Genomic DNA, 19239 nt, shown 5'->3' with positions numbered 1-19239 from the left:
CGCCCTGTGCCGGACCGGCCGCCCGCCCCGGCCCCTTGTCCGGCAGGCCGTCGTCCCCTGCCGGACCGACCGGCTCGGCGGGGGCCGTCGCCGCTGCCTCGGCGGCCTGCGGGGCGGGCGGGCGGATCGCCACCACCGGCACGACGGGACCGGTGGTGGCCCGCAACAGCGTGGCCCGCCGCTCCCGGGCCGGGCCGGAGATCAGGTGGGCGAGCGCCATCAGCCCGCCGATGGCGGCGCAGCCGAACCAGAGCTGGGCGTTGCCGGCCTGCTCCCGGACCAGGCCGCCGAGGACCGGCGCGACCGCGGCGGCCCCCTGCCAGGAGAGCGAGAAGACGCCCTGGTAGCGGCCGCGCAGCTCGGCGGGGGAGAGTTCGGCGATCAGGGTGGCGTTGGACGGCGAGTTGAGCATCTCGCCGACGGTCCAGACCAGCACGGTCAGGCCGTAGAACCAGGCGGTGTCGGCGAAGGCGGTGAGCCCGAACCCGACGCCCATCACCACCGAGGCCAGGGCGAGCACGTGTGACCGGCTCCGGCCCCTGATCAGCCGGGGTACGAAGAGTTGGCCGACCACGATCAGCACCCCGTTGAGCGCGATGACCGAGCCGTAGGTGGTGGGGCTGAGCCCGGAGTCGCCCATGGCGATCGGCAGCATCGAGATGTGCTGGAGGAAGACCAGCGCGGCGAACAGGTTGAGCGTCACGAAGCCGAGGAAGACCCGGTCGCGCAGGATGGTGCGCAACGCCCCGACCGGGGCGCCGGCGCCCCGGTGGCCGCCCCCGACGGCGGGGGCCCGCCGGGTCTCGCCGACCTTGAGGAAGATGACCAGTGCGGTGATCACGGTGGTGGTCGCGTCGACCACGAAGAGCAGCAGGAAGCCGGCCTCGGCGGCGAGGCCGGCGAGGATCGCCGCGCTGGCGAAGCCGAGGTTGATCGCCCAGTAGTTCAGCGAGAAGGCGCGCAGCCGGTCCTTCTCCGGCACCACGTCGATCACCATCGCGCCGAACGCGGGTCGGGCCGCCTCGGCGAACATGCCGAGCAGTAGGGCGCCGAGCGCCACGGCCCACAGTTCCCGGGCGAAGCCGAGGGCGAGCATCATGGCGGCCGCGCCGAGATGCGCGGTGAGCAGGGTGGGCCGGCGGCCCCAGCGGTCGCTCAGCGTGCCGCCGGCGGTGGTGCCGAGCGCGCCGCCGACGCCCCACAGGCCGAGCACCAGCCCCGCCTGCGACGCGGAGAAGCCGCGCTCCTGGGTCAGGTAGATGGCCAGGAAGACCAGGACGAACGAGCCGAGCCGGTTGATCAGGGTGCCGGCCCACAGGTACCAGAAGCTGACTGGCAGGCCGCCGGTGGTGTCCCGGAACCAACCCCGCATCGTCCGCACGTCGGCGTCCCCGCCCGTAATGACCGTCTTGATTGTTGCACCTTACAACCTAGTGTCAGGCCGGATCTCCGGGCAGCGCATTTTCCACGTGGTGGTCGTCACGACCACCGCCCGCGCGTCGCCCGGCGGCGTGCGGCAGGATGATCGGCATGACTGCTAGCGAGGGGCCCACCGTCGGGACGCTGGTCCTGCTGCGGCACGGCGAGAGCGACTGGAACGCCAAGAACCTCTTCACCGGCTGGGTCGACGTCGACCTGACCGAGAAGGGCGAGACCGAGGCGCGCCGCGGCGGCGAACTGCTGCGCGAGCACGACCTGCTGCCGGACGTGGTGCACACCAGCGTGATGCGCCGCGCGATCCGCACCGCCGAGCTGGCGCTCAACGCCGCCGACCGGCACTGGATCGCCGTGCGCCGGTCGTGGCGGCTCAACGAGCGGCACTACGGCGCCCTCCAGGGCAAGAACAAGAAGCAGACCCTGGAGGAGTACGGCGAGGAGCAGTTCATGCTCTGGCGCCGTTCGTACGACACCCCGCCGCCGCCGATCGCGGACGACGACGAGTTCTCGCAGGTCGGCGACCCGCGTTACGCGCTGCTGCCGGGCGAGCTGATGCCGCGTACCGAATGTCTCAAGGACGTCGTCGAGCGGATGCTGCCGTACTGGTACGACTCGATCGTGCCGGACATCCTGGCCGGCCGTACGGTGCTGGTGGCCGCGCACGGCAACTCGTTGCGCGCCCTGGTGAAGCACCTGGACCAGATCTCCGACGAGGCGATCGCCAAGCTGAACATCCCCACCGGCATCCCGCTGCGCTACGACCTGGACCCGCAGCTGCGCCCGCTCACCCTGGGCGGCACGTACCTGGACCCGACCGCCGCCAAGGCAGCCGCCGCCGCGGTGGCCAACCAGGGCCGCTGACGTAGCCACGGAAAGGGCCCCTTCCCGGCGCGACGCGCGTGGGAAGGGGCCCTTTCTGTGCGCTCAGCCCGCCGTGGGGGTGGTCTGGCCGGTGATCAGGTAGACCACGTGTTCGCCGGCGTTGACGGCGTGGTCGGCGAAGCGCTCGTAGAAGCGGCCGAGCAGGGTGGCGTCGATGGCGGTCTCCACCCCGTACGGCCAGTCCTCGCCGAGCAGCAGCCCGAACAGGCTGCGGTGCAGGTCGTCCATGGCGTCGTCGTCGCCGTCGAGTTCGGCGGCGAGGTCGGCGTCGGGCTTGGCGAGCACCGAGCCGATCTTGATGGCCATCCGGTCGGCGATGGCGGCCATGTCGGTGAAGGTCGGCCGCAGCTCCGCCGGTACGGCCGGCGAGGGGTGCCGGCGCAGGGCGGTCTTGGCGACGTGGTCGGCCAGGTCGCCCATCCGCTCCAGGTCGGCCGCGACGTGCAGCGCGGTGATCATCGCGCGCAGGTCGGAGGCGACGGGGGCCTGCCGGGCGAGCAGGTCGCAGACCCGCTCCTCGACGTGCCGGTAGAGCTCGTCGATCTCGGCGTCCCGCTCGATCACCGTCTCGGCCGCCCGGCGGTCCGCGGTGAGCAGGGCGTGGGTGGCCTGCCGCATCGCGGCCCGGACCCCTTCCGCCATGTCCACCAGCAGTTGGCTGACGATCTGGAGGTCAGCCCGGAACTCGTCGCGCATTGTCACGTCCTGTGGTCGCTGGTTGTCGGTCGCCCCGCCGGGGCCGGCGCAACGGTCGCCGGTCGCCGGCTCCGTGGCGCATGCGAGGGTCGATGGTCGCCGGCCGGGACCGGCGGGAGCAGGTGCGCCGCCCCCGGACCGGCCGGGAGCAGGTACGCCGCCCACGGTAGGTCGGGCGGGGAGACCCGAGGTGAACCTCGGTGAACGACGCCGGACGCGGGAGTGAACTTTGCCGGAAGCGAAGGTGATTCATCCTATTTGTGGTGGTTGCCAGGTTAACAATGACCCTACGATCGCCGAGTGGAATGGGCGGTGACGGTCGCGGTGGCCGTGGGGCTGGCGGTCGGACTGGTCGCCGGGGTGCTGCTGCCCCGGCTCGTTCCGGCGCTGGGCGAACGCGCCACGCGGGCGGGGAGCCGGTCCGGCTACCCCCACACCTCCGGGAGGCTCCCGATAGCCGAGGATCCGCAGTCCGGCATCGGCCGCCGGACCATCGACTCCCTGCGGGCCGGCGTGGTCGTGCTCGACCCCGACGACCTGCCCGTCCTGGTCAACCCGGCCGCCCGCGCGATGGGGCTGCTCCGCACCGGCGCCACCCAGGGCTCGATCGCCGCCCACCCGCTGATCCGTACGCTCGCCGGGCAGGTCCGCCGCACCGGCGTGCGGCGCGAGATCGAGCTGGACCTGCCGCGGGGCCGCGACAACGCCGGGGTGAACCCGCTCGGGGTGCACCTGCGGGCGATGGGGATCGGGGCGGGCTTCATCGCCGTCGAGGCCTCGGACGTGACCGAGTCGCACCGGCTGGCCCGGGTCCGCCGCGACTTCGTCGCCAACGTCAGCCACGAGCTCAAGACCCCCATCGGGGCCCTGCAACTCCTCGCCGAGGCGCTGCTGGACGCCACCGAGCCCGCCGGGGCGGGCGCGCCCGACCTCTCCGAGGACCTGGTCGCCGCGCGTCGGTTCGCCGAGCGCATCCAGCACGAGTCGACCCGGCTGGGCCGCCTGGTGCAGGAGTTGCTGGAGCTGACCCGCCTCCAGGGCGCCGAGCCGCAGCCGCCCCCGGAGCCGGTTGCGATCGACTGGGTGATCGCCGAGGTCATCGACCGGACCCGCACCTCCGCCGCCGCCCGCCGGATCGAGGTGGCCGTCGACGCCGAACGGGGCCTGACCGTCCACGGCAGCGACACCCAGCTCGCCACGGCCGTGTCGAACCTGGTGGAGAACGCCGTCAACTACTCGGGCGAGGACACCACCGTCCGGATCACCGCCCGCGCCGCCGACGAACACGTGGAGATCTCCGTCGCCGACCAGGGCATCGGGATCGCCCCGACCGACGTCGACCGGATCTTCGAACGGTTCTACCGGGCCGACCAGGCCCGGTCCCGGTCGACCGGCGGCACCGGCCTCGGGCTGGCCATCGTGAAACACATCGCCGGCAACCATGGCGGAAGGGTGGAGGTGTCGAGCACTCTTGGTGGTGGATCGACGTTCACCCTCCGGCTGCCCACCCGTCCCCCCGACGAGGGCCTGGCGACACCGCCGCCCGCTGGGATCGAGGCCGGTCCGGCCGAGCTCCGGCAGGCCTGACAGCACATGGAAAGGAAGTCCCGTTGAGCCGCGTACTGGTGGTCGAGGACGAGGAGTCGTTCTCCGACGCCCTGTCGTACATGCTCCGCAAGGAGGGTTTCGAGGTGTCCGTCGCCGCGACGGGGACCGACGCCCTCACCGAGTTCGACCGGACCGGCGCCGACATCGTGCTGCTCGACCTGATGCTGCCCGAGATGTCCGGCACCGAGGTGTGCCGGCAGCTCCGGCAGCGCTCGCACGTGCCGATCATCATGGTCACCGCCCGGGACAGTGAGATCGACAAGGTGGTCGGCCTGGAGATCGGCGCCGACGACTACGTGACCAAGCCGTACTCGCCCCGGGAACTGGTCGCCCGGATCCGGGCGGTGCTGCGGCGGCAGAGCGCCGAGGCCGCCGAGTCGGGCGGGCCGACGCTGGCCGCCGGCCCGGTCCGGATGGACATCGAACGGCACGTGGTGACCGTCGACGGCGCCCCGGTCCAGCTACCGCTCAAGGAGTTCGAGCTGCTGGAGCTGCTGCTGCGCAACGCAGGCCGGGTGCTCACCCGGGGCCAGCTCATCGACCGGGTCTGGGGGGCCGACTACGTCGGCGACACCAAGACCCTCGACGTGCACGTCAAGCGGCTGCGCTCCAAGGTCGAGCCGGAGCCGTCCGCGCCGCGCTTCATCGTCACCGTGCGGGGTCTGGGCTACAAGTTCGAGCCCTGACCGGCGTACGCACGACGGGGCCCGCGCCGCGCGCGGGCCCCGTCGTCGTCGGTCGGTCAGGCGCCGTCGGCGGGGTGCGGGGCGACCATGCCCTGCCGCCTGCGTGCCCCGCACACCTCGGCCAGCTTCGCGTACGCGGGGGCGCCCACGAGCGCGGTCAGCTCCGGGCCGTACGAGACGTACATCGGCTCGCTGCCGACGTGCGCGTCGGTGGAGGACGTGCACCACCAGTCCAGGTCGTGCCCGCCGGCACCCCAGCCCCGCCGGTCGAACTCGGAGAGCGTGGAGACCAGCACCTTCGTGTTGTCCGGCCGCTTGACCCACTCCTGGTCGCGGCGGATCGGCAGCTGCCAGCAGACGTCGGGCTTGTATTCCAGCGGGTGCACCCCGTCGCGCAGCGCCTGCGCGTGCAGGGCGCAGCCGGCGCCGCCCGGGAAGCCGGCGTCGTTGAGGAAGACGCACGGCCCGTCCGCCTCCTGGGTGGCGGTGCGGCGGGCGGAGTTCTTGCCGTCGATCGTGTCGTTCTCGGTCCAGTTCTTGAACCCGCGCCGGAAGTGCTGCCACGTCGCCGGGGTCAGCCGCTTCACCGCGGCCCGGACCCGCTGCTCGTCGTCGGAGTCGGTGAAGAACGCGCCGTGCGAGCAGCAGCCGTCGGCGGCCCGACCGGCGACGATGCCGTGGCAGCCCCGCCCGAAGACGCACGTCCAGCGGGAGAGCAGCCACGTCAGGTCGGCCCGGATGAGATGGTTGTCGTCCGCCGGGTCGGCGAACTCGATCCACTCCCGGGGAAAGTCCAGGGGCACCTCGCGGCTGCGGGGGTCGTCCGGGTCGTCCACCAGCACACGGAGTTCGATCTGGCCTGTCACCCGGCCCAGCGTACGCCCGGGGCCCCCGCCGGTCCGCCGAGCCGCGCAATCCGGTTGGCCCTAGTGTCTTCAGCATGCGACTGGGTGTCCTCGACGTCGGTTCCAACACGGTGCATCTGCTGGTGGTCGACGCCCATCACGGGGCGCACCCCTGGCCGGCGCACTCGGAGAAGGTCGTGCTGCGGCTGGCCGAGCAGATCGGCCCGGACGGCGCGCTCACCGAGGCCGGCGCGGACGGCCTGGTCAAGGCGGTCGGCATGGCCAAGGCGGCCGCCGCCGGGCTGGGAGCCGAGGACCTGATCGCGTTCGCCACCTCCGCCGTCCGCGACGCCACAAACGCCGCCGAGGTGCTGGCGCGGGTGCGCGACGAGACCGACGTACGCCTGGAGGTGCTGCCGGGTGCGGACGAGGCGCGGCTGACCTTCCTCGCGGTGCGGCGCTGGTTCGGCTGGTCGGCGGGCCGGCTGCTGGTGCTGGACATCGGCGGCGGCTCGCTGGAGCTCGCGGCCGGCATCGACGAGGACCCGGCCGTGGCGGTCTCCCTGCCGCTCGGCGCCGGCCGGCTCACCCGGGACCGGCTCCGGGTGGCCCCCGACAGCGCGGCGCCGCCGCCGGCCGAGGCGGTCGACGAGCTGCGGGCGTACGTCGACGGGCTGCTGGAACCGGTCGTCGCGCAGCTGACCGCGGTGGGCTGGGAGCGGCCGGTGGCCACCTCGAAGACGTTCCGGACGCTGGCCCGGCTGGCCGGCGCGGCGCCCTCCGGCGCCGGACTGTGGGCGCCCCGCAGGCTCACCCGCGCCGGGCTGCGCCAGGTGCTCGGCTTCATCCGGCACATCCCGCCGGCCCAGCTCGTCGAGCTGGAGGGGGTCAGCGCCGGCCGGGCCCACCAGCTGCTCGCCGGGGCGGTCGTCGCCGAGGCCGTGCTGCGCCAGCTGGACGTGGACGCGCTGGACATCTGCCCCTGGGCGCTGCGCGAGGGCGTGATCCTGCGCCACCTGGACCAGCTCGGCCCGGTGTAAGAGGCGGCTCGGTGTGAGCGCGAGGAGTGAGCTTGCGAGCCCCGCAGTCGCGAACGAAAGCCGGCTCGGTGTGAGCGCGAGGAGTGAGCTTGCGAGCCCCGCAGTCGCGAACGATAGCCAGTCCGGTGTGATCTGGGCGGTTTGCGGTCTCTCGTCACGAGGTGTCGATCGACCCCGGCTACCCTCGATGGTGTGACTTCCCGCGTCCCCGTGCTCCTGTCCACGTCCTCGGTCTTCCCTGAGCGGACCGCGGCGGCGTTCCAGTTGGCCGCCGCGCTCGGCTACGACGGCGTCGAGGTGATGGTCTGGACCGACGCCGTCAGCCAGGACGCCGGCGCGCTGCGCGGGCTCGCCGAGCACTACGGCGTCCCGGTGCTCTCCGTCCACGCGCCCTGCCTGCTGGTCACGCAGCGGGTGTGGAGCCCCGACCCGTGGGAGCGGCTGCGCCGCTCCGCGGAGCTGGCGGCGACGCTCGGGGCGCCCACCGTGGTGGTGCACCCGCCGTTCACCTGGCAGCGGGACTACGCGCGCAACTTCGCCGACGGGCTCGCCGCGATCGCCGCCGACCACCCCGACCTGCGCTTCCCGGTCGAGAACATGTACCCGGTCCGGATGGCGGGGCGGCAGTTCGTGCCGTACGTCCCGGGCTGGGACCCGACCGAGACGGGGTACGACTCCTACACGCTCGACCTGTCGCACTGCGCCGCCTCGCACACCGACTCGCTGGCGATGGCCGACCGGATGGGGGCCAACCTGGCCCACGTGCACCTCGGCGACGGCACCGGCGAGGGCCGCGACGAGCACCTGGTGCCGGGGCGCGGCACCCAGCCCTGCGGCGAGCTGCTCTCCTCGCTGGCCGGGCGCGGCTTCACCGGCTCGGTCGCCGTGGAGGTCACCACCCGGGGCGCGAAGAGCCGCGCCGTGCGGGAGGCCGACCTACGGGAGTCGCTGGCGTTCGCCCGCCAGCACCTCGGCACCCCGTCCCCGGTCGACGCCTGACCGCCGCGCCAGGTAGACGCCTGAACGCCGCGCCGCGCCGGGTAGACGCCTGAAGGCCGCGCCGTGCCCGGTGGCCGCCCGGAGTGCCGCCGCGCCGCGCCCGGCCGGCGCGAGGGCGCCGGCCGGGTACGGCGTCAGACGGTCGTGCTGAGCGATTCCTTGCTGCTCACGCCGGCCTGCTCGCCGATGGCCGCGCGCTTGCGGGCGCGGTGGGCGGCCACGTGCGAGCGGGTGGCGCAGCGTTCCGAGCAGAACCGCCGGCAGCAGTTGGACGAGGTGTCCAGGTAGACGTTGCCGCAGCGGTCGTCGGCACACACCCCGAACCGGGCGCTGCCGTACTCGCAGAGCCAGACCGACAGCCCCCAGGCGGCGCCGGCCAGGTATTCGGCACTCACCGAGGCGCCCCGGCTGGTCACGTGCATGTGCCAGTCGCTGGAGTCGTGCCCGGAGATGCGGGGCTGCACCGGGAACGCCTCCAGCAGCGCGTTGAGCTCGGTCACCGCCTGGGCGTCCCGCCCGGATGTGCCGTACTCGAAGACGTCGCGCAAGCGCTTCTGCGCCCGCCGGAATGTCGCGAGGTCCCGTTCCGCCACCTCGTCGCGCATCCACGCGTTGTCGTCGGGGAAGAGGGCCCGGAGGTCGTCGAGGTCGTCCAGGCGGGCGTTGACGAGGTCAACGCCGGTCCGGGCGTACGCGTCGAAGTTCACGCCCACAACCGTAGACGACTCAGGGGACCCGTGGCGCGTCGATGTAGTGCGGCAGGAACCGCGCGTAGCCGTCGGTGATGAGGCTCGCGCTCTCCCGCACCCCCACCCCGGCAGACTCGCCGTCGACGATCCAGCTGCCCAGCACCACCCGGTTGCCGGCGAACTCCGGCAGCGCCCGGAACTCCTGGTAGCACCAGCCCTCGTCGCCGTAGATCCCCGGGTTGGTGATCTCGGTGTCGCCGGTGACGATCCGCACCGAGCCGCCCTCGCGGCCGAGCAGCGGCTTGGCCACGTACTCGGTCATGCCGCGCGGCGAGTCGAGGTACGCCGGCAGCAGCAGCTCGTGGCCCGGGTACAGCTCCCAGAGCACGGCGAGCAGCGCCTTGTTCGACAGCAGCAGCTTCCACGCCGGCTCGATCCAGGTCGTCGGGGTGCCCGGCTCCAGCGCCAGCGGCCCGTACGGCTCGGCGAGCATCCACTCCCAGGGATAGAGCTTGAAGCAGGTGGTGACCGGCTGGTCGGCGGCGTCGACGAAGCGGCGGCCGTCCCAGCCGAGCCGCTGGATCGGCTGGAGCGTGACCTCCAGCCCGGCCTGGCGGGCGGTCTCGGCGAGGTAGCCGGCGGTCATGTGGTCCTCGCCGGACTCCTCCTCGTTGGACCAGAGCACGTGCACCCGGCGGTCGTGCAGCCCCGCGCCGATCTTCGCCCAGGCCTCGACGAGGCGCTCGTGCAGGCTGTTCCACTGGTCCAGCTCCGGCCGGGTGTGCTCCAGCCAGTACCACTGGATGATGCTCGCCTCGACCAGCGCGGTGGGGGTGTCGGCGTTGTATTCCAGCATCTTCGGCGGCCAGCTGCCGTCGTAGGCGAGGTCGAAGCGCCCGTAGAGGGTGGGCGGCGCCTCGCGCAGCGACCGGGCCACGGCCTCGGCCGCCCAGGCGGGGATGCCGAACTCGGCGTAGCGGTTGCGCGCGACGACGTGCTCGGCGGCGGCGACCGACATCCGGTGCAGCTCCTCGGTCGCCTCCTCCAGCCGCAGCACCTCGTCCAGCTCGAACGCGTACGCGGCGGTCTCGTCCCAGTACGACATGATGCCGCCGTCGGGCAGCTCGGTGTCGACGTACACCAGGCCCTGTGAGCGGATCGTGGCGTCCCAGTCCGGGCGGGGGGTGACCGACTCCCGGCGCACCTCAGCCGCCGCAGGAGGCGAGGTGGGTGCCGAAGCCGCCCCGGTCGGGCACCGCCGCGGCGGCCGGCTCCGGCGCGGTGCGTCCGGCGGTCACCGTGGGCGCCCGCAGCGCCAGGGCCACCGTCTCGCCGCCGCCCACGGGGCCGAGGGCGCAGTCGTCATCGTCGTCGTCCGAGGACATGTTGCAGCCGGAGAGGGTGAGCGCGAGGACGGTGAGCGCGCCGAGCTGCACGGAGGCCGACCGGAGTCGGCGGCGGGGGCGTTGTTCCACGTCATCGTTGTAACCGATGGAAGCCACCGCCGTCCGCCCCCGGTCGGTGCCTGTGACGGTGTTGGGACCTGGCGACCGAGGCTGCGCCCGCTGCCCCGCGCGGGGCCACCGGCGGGCGTTACGCTCGGTCCATGCTCCGTACCGTCATCCTCGCCGCCTCCCGGTCACCCCAGGTCGAGCGGCTCGTCGCGACGGCCCCGTTCACGCGGGACCTCGTCCGCCGGTTCGTCGCCGGCGCCAAGACCGACGACGCGTTGCGCGCGACCCGCGAACTCGTCGACGACGGTCTCGCGGTCACCCTCGACAACCTCGGCGAGGACACCGTCACCCCCGAGCAGGCCACCGCCACCCGCGACGAGTACGTCGGGCTGCTCCGGCGGCTCGCCGAGGCGGGGCTCACCCCGGCCGCCGAGGTGAGCGTCAAGCTGTCGGCGCTGGGCCAGATGTTCGACGAGCAGCTCGCCTACGACAACGCGCGGGCGATCTGCGCCGCCGCCGAGGAGGCGGGCACCACGGTCACCCTGGACATGGAGGACCACACCACCACCGACTCGACGCTCGACATCCTCGCCAAGCTGCGCAAGGACCACCCGTCGACCGGGGCCGTGCTCCAGGCGTACCTGCGGCGGACGGAGTCGGACTGCCGCGAGCTGGCCACGGCCGGTTCCCGGGTGCGGCTGTGCAAGGGCGCGTACAAGGAGCCGGAGTCGGTGGCCTACCAGTCCGCGCGCGAGGTGGACAAGTCCTACGTGCGGTGCATGAACATCCTCATGTCCGGCGACGGCTACCCGATGCTGGCCACCCACGACCCCCGCCTGATCGCCATCGGGGAGGACCGGGCCCGCTGGTTCGACCGCGGCCCCGAGCGCTTCGAGTTCCAGATGCTCTACGGCATCCGCCCGGAGGAGCAGGCCCGGCTGGCCGGCGAGGGCTACACCGTGCGCACCTACCTGCCCTACGGCGAGGACTGGTACGGCTACCTGATGCGCCGGCTCGCCGAGCGCCCGGCCAACCTGATGTTCTTCGGCCGGGCCGTGCTGTCGAAGAAGTAGGTCAGCCGTTCGGCCAGCCCCGGGTGCTCAGCACCAGGCGGTAGCCGTCCGGATCGGCCACTGTCACCCCCCAGCGGTCCCAGTACGGGCCGGCGGAGACCCTCGTCCCGCCGGCCCGTTCCAGTTCCCGGACCAGCCCGTCGCGTGGGGGCGAGCGACATGACCCGATCGTGCGACCTGAACCCGGCGTGAGGTCAAGCCCTTGACGGCGTTGGCTAACTGCATTAGCTTTTAAGTTATGACGGTTAGCTATGTGGAGCGGGACGGCGGGCGGATCGCCTACGAGGTGCACGGGCGGGGGCCGCTCGTCGTCCTCTCGCACGGCATGGGGGAGAACCGCGGCTCGTTCCGCCACCTGGTCCCGCTGCTCGTCGCGGCCGGGCACCGGGTGGCGGCGGTGGACGTCCGGGGGCACGGCGCGTCCAGCGCCGGCTGGCCGTCGTACGCCCCGGCGGAGGTCGGTGCCGACCTGCTCGCGGTGGTCCGCGACCTCGGCGGCGGACCGGCCACCCTCGTCGGCAGCTCGTCCAGCGCGGCGGCAGTGGTCTTCGCCGCCGCCGACGATCCCGCGCTGGTCAACGGCATCGTCCAGCTCGCCCCGTTCGCCGAGGAGCCGAAGCTCAACCCGTTCATGCGGGTGGCCCTGGCCGCCGTGCTGCGCAGCCCCCGGCTGTTCGGGCTCTTCCACCGCACGCTCTTCCCGTGCGAGCGGCCGGCCGACGACGCCGCGTACCGCAGGGCGATGGTCGCCACCCTGCGCGAGCCTGGCCGGATGGCGGCGATGCGCGGCGTGATCGCGCCGGCCGACCCGCACTGGACGGCCCGCGCCCGCGAGGTCCGGCAGCCGGTGCTGGTGCTGATGGGCACGAAGGACCCGGACTTCCGCGACCCGGGTGCCGGGGCGCGGGCAGCCCGCCGGCTCTTCGCCACCGCCGAGGCACGGATGATCGACGACTCCGGCCACTACCCGCACGCCGACCAGCCGGCGCGCACCGCCGCCCAGCTCGCCGAGTTCCTGGCGGTCACCGGTGCCTAGGGCCGGGCTTACCCAGGCGAGCGTGGTGCGCGAGGCGGCCCGGCTGGCCGACGAGGTCGGCGCCGACCAGCTCACCCTCGCCGCGCTGGCCAACCGGCTCGGCGTCGCGCTGCCGAGCCTCTACAAGCACGTGCGGGGGGCCGACGCGCTCGCCCAGAAGCTCTCCGCGCTGGCCACCGCCGAGCTCGCCGACGAACTGACCGCCGCCGCCGCGGGCCGGGCCGGCGGGGACGCGCTGCGGGCCGTCGCCGCCGCCTACCGGGCGTACGCGCACCGGCACCCCGGTCGCTACCCGGCCACCCAGCGGGTGCCGGACCCGGCCGACCCGGAACACGTCGCCGCCGGCGAGCGGGCCGTCGGGGCGATCCGGGCCACCCTGCGGGGCTACGGGCTCGACGGCGACGACGCCGTCGACGCGACCCGGATGCTGCGTAGCACCCTGCACGGGTTCGTCTCGCTGGAGGCGACCGGCGGCTTCGGCATGCCCCGCGCCGTAGGCGCCACGTTCGACAACCTGGTCGCCGCGCTGGACGGCGCGTTCCGGTCCTGGCCCCGCGCGGACGGCAGCTGACGGCCCTGGGCCTGCCGCCGCTCTTCCCGCTGGACCTGGCCGTGCCGGCCGTCGGCGGCCGGTGGGCTGGTCCCTGGACGCGGCGACGCCCGTCCGGGTGGGCGCCGCCGTCGCCGTGCCGCCGTTTACCGCCGCGCTCCGGCCTGCCAGGCGGCGCGGCTCGCCGGGCCGTGGTCGCCCGGCCGGCCCGATGGTCGTACCCTTCGGCGGGTGACTGACGGGCAGCCCGGAACGGACGGCCGACCGGTGACGGACGGCACGCCGGCCGCCGCGACAGAAGAGACCGAGCCCACTGACGGCGCTGAGCCCACTGACGGCGCTGAGCCCACTGACGGCGCTGAGCCCACTGACGGGGCCGGGCCCACGGTCGAGGTCGAGCCGGCTGGCGGCGCCGAGCCCGCTGACGGCCCCGGGCCCACGGTCGGGGCCGAGCCGGCTGACGGCGCCGAGTCCATTGTCGAGGCCGAGTCCGAGGTTGAGGCTGAGCCCGCCGAGAGGGCCGAGTTGGCTGACCCCGCCGAGCCCGCCGAGCCCGCCGAGCCCGCCGAGCCCGCCGAGCCCGCCGAGCCGGCTGGCCCCGCCGAGAGGGCCGCGCCCGTAGAGGGGGCCGAGCCCGCCGAGGAAGCCGCGCCCACTGGGAGGGCCGAGCCCACTGGCCCCGCCGGGACGATCGAGCCCGCCGCGCCGGCCGTTCCGGTGGCAGCGGGCACCGTGCGGCCGTCGCGGCGGATCCGGCCGCTCGGGGTGGCGCTGGCGGTGGTCGTACTGCTGCTGGCCTGCGGCCTGCCCGCGGCGCTGGTGGCCGGCCTGGTGCGCGCCGGTGACCCGCCGGCCCCGGGGGCGTCCGCCGCGCCGGACGACGACCCCGCCACCGCGGCCGCCCGCCGGCTCGGCGAGCGGATGACGGCGGAACTGGCCCGGCAGTCCGCCGCCCTGCTCGGCGGGGACCGCGCCGGGTTCCTGGCGGTCGCGGAGCCGGTCGCGCATCCGGACCTGCGCCGCCGGTACGCCGCGCTGCGCGCGCTGCGGGTGACCGCCTGGCAGGCCGGCGCCAACGGCCTGCCCACCCCGGTGGAGGGCCGGCCGGGCGAGTGGCGGTTGCTTGTCGAGTTCCGCTACTGCTTCGTCACGCCGGACTGCCGCACCAGCCGTGTGCTGACCGGCACCCGGTGGCGGGCGGGGGAGCGGCCCCGGCTGCTCGCCGTGGAGCCGTCCCGGTCCGCCGAGACCGGCACCCGGCCCTGGGAGGTCAGCGCACTGGCCGTGGCCGTCGGTCGGCGTACGCTCGTGGCCACCACTCCCACCCTGCGCAAGGAACTGCCCGACCTGCTGGCCCAGGCGGAGGCCGCGGCCCGGGTGGCCGACACGTACGCCGTGGGCGGCCGCACGCCGGACCGGTACCGGATCTTCTACGCGGGCCGGGGCGAGTGGCAGCGCTGGTACGGCGGCGGCCGACCGAAGTGGACGGGCGGGTACGCGGTCACGGTCGGCGGCGGCCACCACGAGGTGGTGCTCAACGCCGACGGGCTCGTCCCCGGCGGGGTGGACGACCTGCTCCGGCACGAGCTGACCCACGCCGCGTCCCTGCCCGAGCGGGGCTACCCGGGCAAGGGCACCTGGTGGCTGGTGGAGGGGCTGGCCGAGTACGCGGGCGCCGACGGCGAGCCGATCGACCGGTACGCGGGACTGGACGAGGTGCGGCGCCTGCTCGGCGGCGGCTGGGACGGCCGGCTCGACAGCCTCAGCCCGGCCGACGACGCCCCGGCCGACCGGGTCAGCGGCAGCTACGGCATCTCCTACCTGGCGGTCCGGCACCTGGTCGACCGGTTCGGCCCGGAGCGGCTGCTCGCCTTCTTCGCGGCCGTGGTGCACGAGCGCACGCCGGTGGACCGGGCGGCCGAGCAGGCCCTCGGCGAACCCTGGTCCGCCCTGCACGACGAGTGCGTCGGGTACGTCCGGGCCGTGGTCGGCTGACGGGCCGGGAGGCGCCGTGGCCCCCGCCGTCGCCGGTCGGGGCGGCCCCCGACATTCATGATCGACCGCTGTCGGGCCGCGCCGGGCGACCTGACACACTGGTGCCCGCTCCCAGCGCGGAGCCCCGGTCCGCGTCCGGAAGCGGCCCGGGGCACCCGTCCGGTGGCTCCGGTGGCGCCACCGGAGCCACCGGACGCCTTCCGCGCGGCGGCCCGGTTCCGACCGTCGCGGCGTCCACGTGCGTCGGGCAGCGTCCCGACCGCCCCGGGCCCGGACGGCGTGTCCCGGACGAGGACCGATCGGACGCCGGGCGCAACAGGTTCGACAACGAACCGACCGGTCGGGTGGACACCGGCGAGAATCATGATCAGTTGTACGAAGGGATCGCGCCGGTCACAGCCGTCCCGCTACCGTACTGGTAACACGCGCGTCGCCGGTCCGGGCGGGACGAACCCGTCCGGTGGCACGCGCCGGGCATGGGATTGGTCGGTGAGCCATGGCCGGGTCGCAGTCCGACGGACGGCTGTCGGAGGTCAAGTTCCTCACCGTCGCCGAGGTGGCGACGGTGATGCGGGTGTCGAAGATGACGGTCTACCGCCTGGTGCACAGCGGTGAGCTCACTGCGGTCCGGGTCGGCCGGTCGTTCCGGGTGCCCGAACACGCGGTGCACGAATACCTGCGGGGCGCCTTTCAGGAAACCGCCTGACCCTCCCGCGGGCCGTCGTCCGAGCATGACGTAACGGGCATCGACGGGGGCGCGTTGGTCCTGCTGACGCTCTCCGGCTACCCTGGACCCCGACCGTGACCGCAGGTGGGCCCTGCCGCCTACCCCGCTGGTCCGGTCCGTTGTCCGCAAGCGGTCGCCGACGCCACACCGTGGCGTCATCCGGTCGCCCCGCACGTTGCATCGAAAGGCTTTCGTATGGGCTCGGTGGTCAAGAAGCGCCGCAAGCGCATGGCTAAGAAGAAGCACCGCAAGCTGCTGCGCAAGACCCGCGTCCAGCGTCGCCGTCTCGGCAAGTGACCGGGGCCGGGTTCCGACCCGGCTCCCGTCTTCACTTGCCAACTGTCGACCCTCGGAGGCTCAGGTGATCACGCCGCGGATGTCCCGGTTCGATCCCTCCTGCCGGGGAAGGTGCGCGACATGACCCCCGGTGGCACCACAGGTGCCCCGGGGGTCGTCGTCGTCACCGGGGTCAGCCGCTACCTCGGCGCACACGTCGCGGCCCGGCTCGCGGCCGACCCCCGCATCGAGCGGGTCATCGGCGTGGACCAGCCCGAGCCCGGCGCCGAGTTCTCCGACCTGCTCGACCGGGTCGAGCGCGTCCGCGTCGACGCCGGCTCGCTCGGCGGCCTCCTCGCCGACCTCGACGTCGACGCGGTGGTCCACCTCGCGCTGGTGACCTCGCCGGACCCGCAGCACGGCGGCCGCTCGGCGATGAAGGAACAGAACGTCATCGGCACGATGCAGCTCCTCGCCGCCTGCCAGCGCGCGCCCCGGCTGCGCAAGCTCGTGGTCCGCTCCTCGACGGCCGCCTACGGGGCGTCCTTCCGCGACCCGGCCGTCTTCACCGAGGAGACCGAGCCGCGCGAGGTGCCGCGCGGCGGGTTCGGCCGCGACATCCTCGACATCGAGGGGTACGTCCGCGGCTTCCGCCGCCGCCGGCCCGACGTCACCGCGACCGTGCTGCGCTTCGCGCCGTTCATCGGCTCGACCGCCGACACCACCCTCACCCGCTACTTCTCCCGGCCGGTGGTGCCCACCGTGTTCGGGCGGGACCCCCGGTTGCAGTTCCTGCACTTCGACGACGCGCTGGAGGTGCTGCACCGGTCGATCGTCGAGGACCATCCGGGGACGTACAACGTGGCCGGGCCGGGCGTGCTCTCCCTGTCGCAGGCGATCCGGCGGGCCGGCCGGGTGGCCGTGCCGGTGCTGGAGCCCGGCCTCTCCAGCGCCGCCGCGATCGCCCGCAACCTCGGCTTCGGCCGCTACGGCCTGGACCAGGTCGACCTCTTCGTGCACGGCCGGGTCGTCGACACCAGCCGGCTGGAGCGGGAGTACGGCTTCACGCCCCGCTCCACCGCCGCCGCCTTCGACGACTTCATCCACGCCCACTACGGCGGTGTCGTCGTGAACCGGGACCAGTTGGCGGTCGCGGAGCAGCTCGTGCTGGACGGCATCCGGCAGGTTCGGGCTGCCGTGCGGGAGGGCTCGTGAACGGGCCCGAGGAGCGGCGCGACGGCCGCTACGACGTACCGCTGACCGTGGCCGCGCCGGACGCGGAGCCCGCGCGGGCGAACGGACACCAGCTCGGCACGCCCGACGAGCCCGACACGTCCGCCACCGACGAGACGGTCACGCACGACGCGCCGGCCCCGGTGGGCGGGCCGGCGGTGCCGGACCGGCCCGGCGACCACTGGGACCGCAAGGTCGCCAAGGGCCTGGCGTTCCTGCGTCGGCGGCTCTCCGGCGACTACGAGGTCGACGAGTTCGGCTTCGATCCCGAGATCACCGACGCGGTCTTCCACCCGCTGCTGCGGATGCTCTACCGCGACTGGTTCCGCACCGAGGTCACCGGCCTGGAGCACGTGCCCACCGAGGGTGCCGGCCTGGTGGTCGGCAACCACTCGGGCACCGTGGCGCTGGACGCGCTGATCCTCTCGGCCGCGCTGCACGACCAGCACCCGGCCCGCCGCTACCTGCGGCTGCTCGGCGCCGACCTGGTCTTCCGGATGCCGGTGGTCTCCGAGCTGGCCCGCAAGACGGGCGGGACGGTCGCCTGCAACCCGGACGCGGAGCGGCTGCTCGGCAACGGCGAGCTGGTCGGCGTCTTCCCCGAGGGCTTCAAGGGCATCGGCAAGCTCTACTCCGAGCGCTACAAGCTGCAACGCTTCGGCCGGGGCGGGTTCGTCTCGGCGGCGCTGCGCACGGGCACCCCGATCGTGCCGGTCGCCATCGTCGGCGGCGAGGAGACCTATCCGATGCTCGCCGACATCAAGCCCCTGGCGCGGCTGCTCAAGCTGCCCTACTTCCCGGTCACGCCGACGTTCCCCCTGCTGGGACCGCTCGGCATGGTGCCGCTGCCGAGCAAGTGGCTGATCGAGTTCTGCCCGCCGATCCCCACCGCGCACCTGATCGACTCCGCCGACGACCCGCTTGTCGTGTTCAACCTCGCGGACCAGGTGCGGGAGACCATCCAGCAGACCCTGCACCAGCTGCTGGAGCGGCGCCCGGACCCGTTCGGCCCCTGACGGACGCGGCCGGCCCGGGTCGCTGAGGGCGCAGGCGGCCGGTGCGGCTGACGGCGCGGGCGGCCGGTGTCGTCAGCCGTCGCGGCGGCGCCGGTGCAGCGCCAGCCCGGCGCCCACCGCCCCGGCGACCAGGCCGGCCGCCGCGGTGGACGGTACGGCGATCTTGACGGCGCGGCGGCCGGTGCGGAAGTCGCGGACGTCCCAGCCGCGCTGCCGGGCCTCCTTGAACAGGGCCGCGTCCGGGTTCACCGCCACGCCCCGGCCCACCATGGAGAGCATCGGCAGGTCGTTGCACGAGTCGCTGTAGGCGGTGCAGCGGCGCAGGTCCAGCCCCTCGACCGCGGCGAGCTGGGTGACCGCCTCCGCCTTGGCCGGGCCGTGCATCAGGTCGCCGACCAGCCGGCCGGTGTACGCGCCGTCGACGATCTCGGCGACCGTGCCGACCGCGCCGGTCAGGCCCAGCCGCGCGGCGATCACCCGGCCGATCTCCACGGGCGCGGCGCTGACCAGCCAGACCCGCTCGCCGGCGTCCAGGTGGCGCTGGGCGAGCTGGCGGGTGCCGGCCCAGATCCGCGGCGCCATCAGCTCGTCGAAGATCTCCTCCGCGAGGCGCTCGACGTCGTCCACCCGCCAGCCCTCGACGAAGGCGAGGGCGGCCTCCTTGGCCTGCGACATGTCGCCGGCGTGCTCGGTGGCGAGCAGCCGGAACCGCAGCTGCTGCCAGGCGAACCGGGCCAGGTCCGCGGTGGTGAAGTAGTCGCGCGCGGCGAGGCCCCGGGCGAACCAGTAGATCGACGCGCCCCGCATCATCGTGTTGTCGACGTCGAAGAAGGCCGCCGCGGTCGGATCGGGTTCCGGGGGAGCGAGAGGCGCGAAGTCGGTCTCCGCCCAGCCGGCGGTGTGACCGTGGGCGTCGGTGCTGACGGTCACCTTGCGGCTGCGGACCACGCGACCTCCCTCCGCTCGACCGGCGCGACGTGTGCTTCCGCGAGGGTAG

At 74.0% G+C, this 19239-nt stretch carries 19 protein-coding genes and 3 pseudogenes; 14 read left to right on the top strand and 8 right to left on the bottom strand.

What is annotated here, in order from left to right; all coding sequences use genetic code 11:
- Nucleotides 1-58: 58 nt before the first annotated feature.
- A pseudogene (locus tag ACGFNF_RS08525) lies at nt 59-1381 on the bottom strand (MDR family MFS transporter); the annotation flags it as partial.
- A 149-nt stretch (nt 1382-1530) separates the two neighbouring features.
- On the opposite strand from ACGFNF_RS08525, the gene ACGFNF_RS08520 reads away from it, so the two are divergent.
- Nucleotides 1531-2298, top strand: a complete 768-nt coding sequence (locus ACGFNF_RS08520) for a phosphoglyceromutase (RefSeq protein WP_151453377.1) — start codon at nt 1531-1533, stop codon at nt 2296-2298.
- Between the two features lie 63 nt (nt 2299-2361).
- Here the strand turns inward: ACGFNF_RS08520 and phoU are convergent, their stop codons facing one another.
- A complete protein-coding gene (phoU, locus tag ACGFNF_RS08515) occupies nt 2362-3015 on the bottom strand; it encodes a phosphate signaling complex protein PhoU (protein WP_132230787.1) in 654 nt (217 codons plus the stop codon).
- Nucleotides 3016-3315: 300 nt separating this feature from the next.
- Here phoU and ACGFNF_RS08510 point away from each other — a divergent pair, with 300 nt between their 5' ends.
- Complete coding sequence (locus ACGFNF_RS08510) at nt 3316-4602, top strand: sensor histidine kinase (protein WP_393166652.1); 1287 nt, start codon at nt 3316-3318, stop codon at nt 4600-4602.
- 23 nt (nt 4603-4625) lie between these two features.
- Nucleotides 4626-5309: a response regulator gene (locus ACGFNF_RS08505; protein ID WP_392998164.1), complete on the top strand. Its 684-nt coding sequence runs from the start codon at nt 4626-4628 to the stop codon at nt 5307-5309.
- Nucleotides 5310-5365: 56 nt separating this feature from the next.
- On the opposite strand, the gene ACGFNF_RS08500 is transcribed toward ACGFNF_RS08505, so the two are convergent.
- A complete protein-coding gene (locus tag ACGFNF_RS08500; RefSeq protein WP_132230790.1) occupies nt 5366-6175 on the bottom strand; it encodes a hypothetical protein in 810 nt (269 codons plus the stop codon).
- Nucleotides 6176-6249: 74 nt separating this feature from the next.
- On the opposite strand from ACGFNF_RS08500, the gene ACGFNF_RS08495 reads away from it, so the two are divergent.
- Together ACGFNF_RS08495 and ACGFNF_RS08490 are read left to right on the top strand one after the other, a co-directional pair.
- On the top strand, nt 6250-7194 hold the full coding sequence (locus tag ACGFNF_RS08495; protein ID WP_357579313.1) for a Ppx/GppA phosphatase family protein: 945 nt from the start codon (nt 6250-6252) through the stop codon (nt 7192-7194).
- Nucleotides 7195-7386: 192 nt separating this feature from the next.
- A complete protein-coding gene (locus tag ACGFNF_RS08490; RefSeq protein ID WP_207913771.1) occupies nt 7387-8193 on the top strand; it encodes a sugar phosphate isomerase/epimerase in 807 nt (268 codons plus the stop codon).
- 134 nt (nt 8194-8327) lie between these two features.
- Here ACGFNF_RS08490 and ACGFNF_RS08485 read toward each other — a convergent pair whose 3' ends face one another.
- Genes ACGFNF_RS08485 through ACGFNF_RS08475 form a run of 3 tightly spaced genes read right to left on the bottom strand, consistent with a single transcriptional unit; the run spans nt 8328 to nt 10357 of the window.
- Nucleotides 8328-8900, bottom strand: a complete 573-nt coding sequence (locus ACGFNF_RS08485) for a CGNR zinc finger domain-containing protein (RefSeq protein ID WP_132230792.1) — start codon at nt 8898-8900, stop codon at nt 8328-8330.
- 19 nt (nt 8901-8919) lie between these two features.
- Complete coding sequence (locus ACGFNF_RS08480) at nt 8920-10086, bottom strand: glutathionylspermidine synthase family protein (protein WP_357579314.1); 1167 nt, start codon at nt 10084-10086, stop codon at nt 8920-8922.
- A gap of 1 nt (nt 10087) precedes the next feature.
- Nucleotides 10088-10357, bottom strand: a complete 270-nt coding sequence (locus ACGFNF_RS08475) for a hypothetical protein (RefSeq protein WP_225852019.1) — start codon at nt 10355-10357, stop codon at nt 10088-10090.
- 131 nt (nt 10358-10488) lie between these two features.
- On the opposite strand from ACGFNF_RS08475, the gene ACGFNF_RS08470 reads away from it, so the two are divergent.
- A complete protein-coding gene (locus ACGFNF_RS08470; protein ID WP_311413165.1) occupies nt 10489-11409 on the top strand; it encodes a proline dehydrogenase family protein in 921 nt (306 codons plus the stop codon).
- 1 nt (nt 11410) lies between these two features.
- Here ACGFNF_RS08470 and ACGFNF_RS08465 read toward each other — a convergent pair.
- Nucleotides 11411-11533, bottom strand: a pseudogene (locus ACGFNF_RS08465) (VOC family protein); the annotation flags it as partial.
- 114 nt (nt 11534-11647) lie between these two features.
- Between ACGFNF_RS08465 and ACGFNF_RS08460 the strand changes: the two are divergent.
- The 8 genes and pseudogenes from ACGFNF_RS08460 (at nt 11648) to ACGFNF_RS08425 (ending at nt 18242) form a co-directional block, all read left to right on the top strand.
- The gene (locus ACGFNF_RS08460; protein ID WP_393166648.1) at nt 11648-12445 is read left to right on the top strand and encodes an alpha/beta fold hydrolase; all 798 of its coding nucleotides are present in this window, start codon (nt 11648-11650) and stop codon (nt 12443-12445) included.
- Nucleotides 12446-12467: 22 nt separating this feature from the next.
- On the top strand, nt 12468-13016 hold the full coding sequence (locus tag ACGFNF_RS08455) for a TetR/AcrR family transcriptional regulator (protein ID WP_393166646.1): 549 nt from the start codon (nt 12468-12470) through the stop codon (nt 13014-13016).
- Nucleotides 13017-13712: 696 nt separating this feature from the next.
- Entirely contained in the window at nt 13713-14990 is a 1278-nt protein-coding gene (locus tag ACGFNF_RS08450) for a hypothetical protein (protein ID WP_393166644.1), read from the top strand.
- Nucleotides 14991-15046: 56 nt separating this feature from the next.
- A pseudogene (locus ACGFNF_RS08445) lies at nt 15047-15211 on the top strand (ABC transporter ATP-binding protein); the annotation flags it as partial.
- Nucleotides 15212-15486: 275 nt separating this feature from the next.
- On the top strand, nt 15487-15696 hold the full coding sequence (locus ACGFNF_RS08440; RefSeq protein WP_007465625.1) for a helix-turn-helix domain-containing protein: 210 nt from the start codon (nt 15487-15489) through the stop codon (nt 15694-15696).
- A gap of 216 nt (nt 15697-15912) precedes the next feature.
- Entirely contained in the window at nt 15913-16014 is a 102-nt protein-coding gene (locus ACGFNF_RS08435) for a 30S ribosomal protein bS22 (protein ID WP_007465623.1), read from the top strand.
- A gap of 120 nt (nt 16015-16134) precedes the next feature.
- Entirely contained in the window at nt 16135-17208 is a 1074-nt protein-coding gene (locus ACGFNF_RS08430; protein ID WP_357579604.1) for an NAD-dependent epimerase/dehydratase family protein, read from the top strand.
- Nucleotides 17209-17369: 161 nt separating this feature from the next.
- Nucleotides 17370-18242 (top strand): lysophospholipid acyltransferase family protein, encoded by an 873-nt coding sequence (locus ACGFNF_RS08425; RefSeq protein ID WP_393166872.1) that lies wholly within the window; start codon nt 17370-17372, stop codon nt 18240-18242.
- A gap of 72 nt (nt 18243-18314) precedes the next feature.
- Here the strand turns inward: ACGFNF_RS08425 and ACGFNF_RS08420 are convergent, their stop codons facing one another.
- On the bottom strand, nt 18315-19190 hold the full coding sequence (locus tag ACGFNF_RS08420) for an HAD family phosphatase (RefSeq protein WP_225852020.1): 876 nt from the start codon (nt 19188-19190) through the stop codon (nt 18315-18317).
- Between the last annotated feature and the right edge of the window lie 49 nt (nt 19191-19239).

The sequence above is a fragment of the Micromonospora sp. NPDC048868 genome (assembly GCF_043198195.1).
GTDB classification, from domain to species: Bacteria; Actinomycetota; Actinomycetes; order Mycobacteriales; family Micromonosporaceae; genus Micromonospora; species Micromonospora reichwaldensis.
The sequence above is the reverse complement of the archived record's forward strand: the minus strand, read 5'-3'. Positions and strand labels throughout refer to the sequence as shown.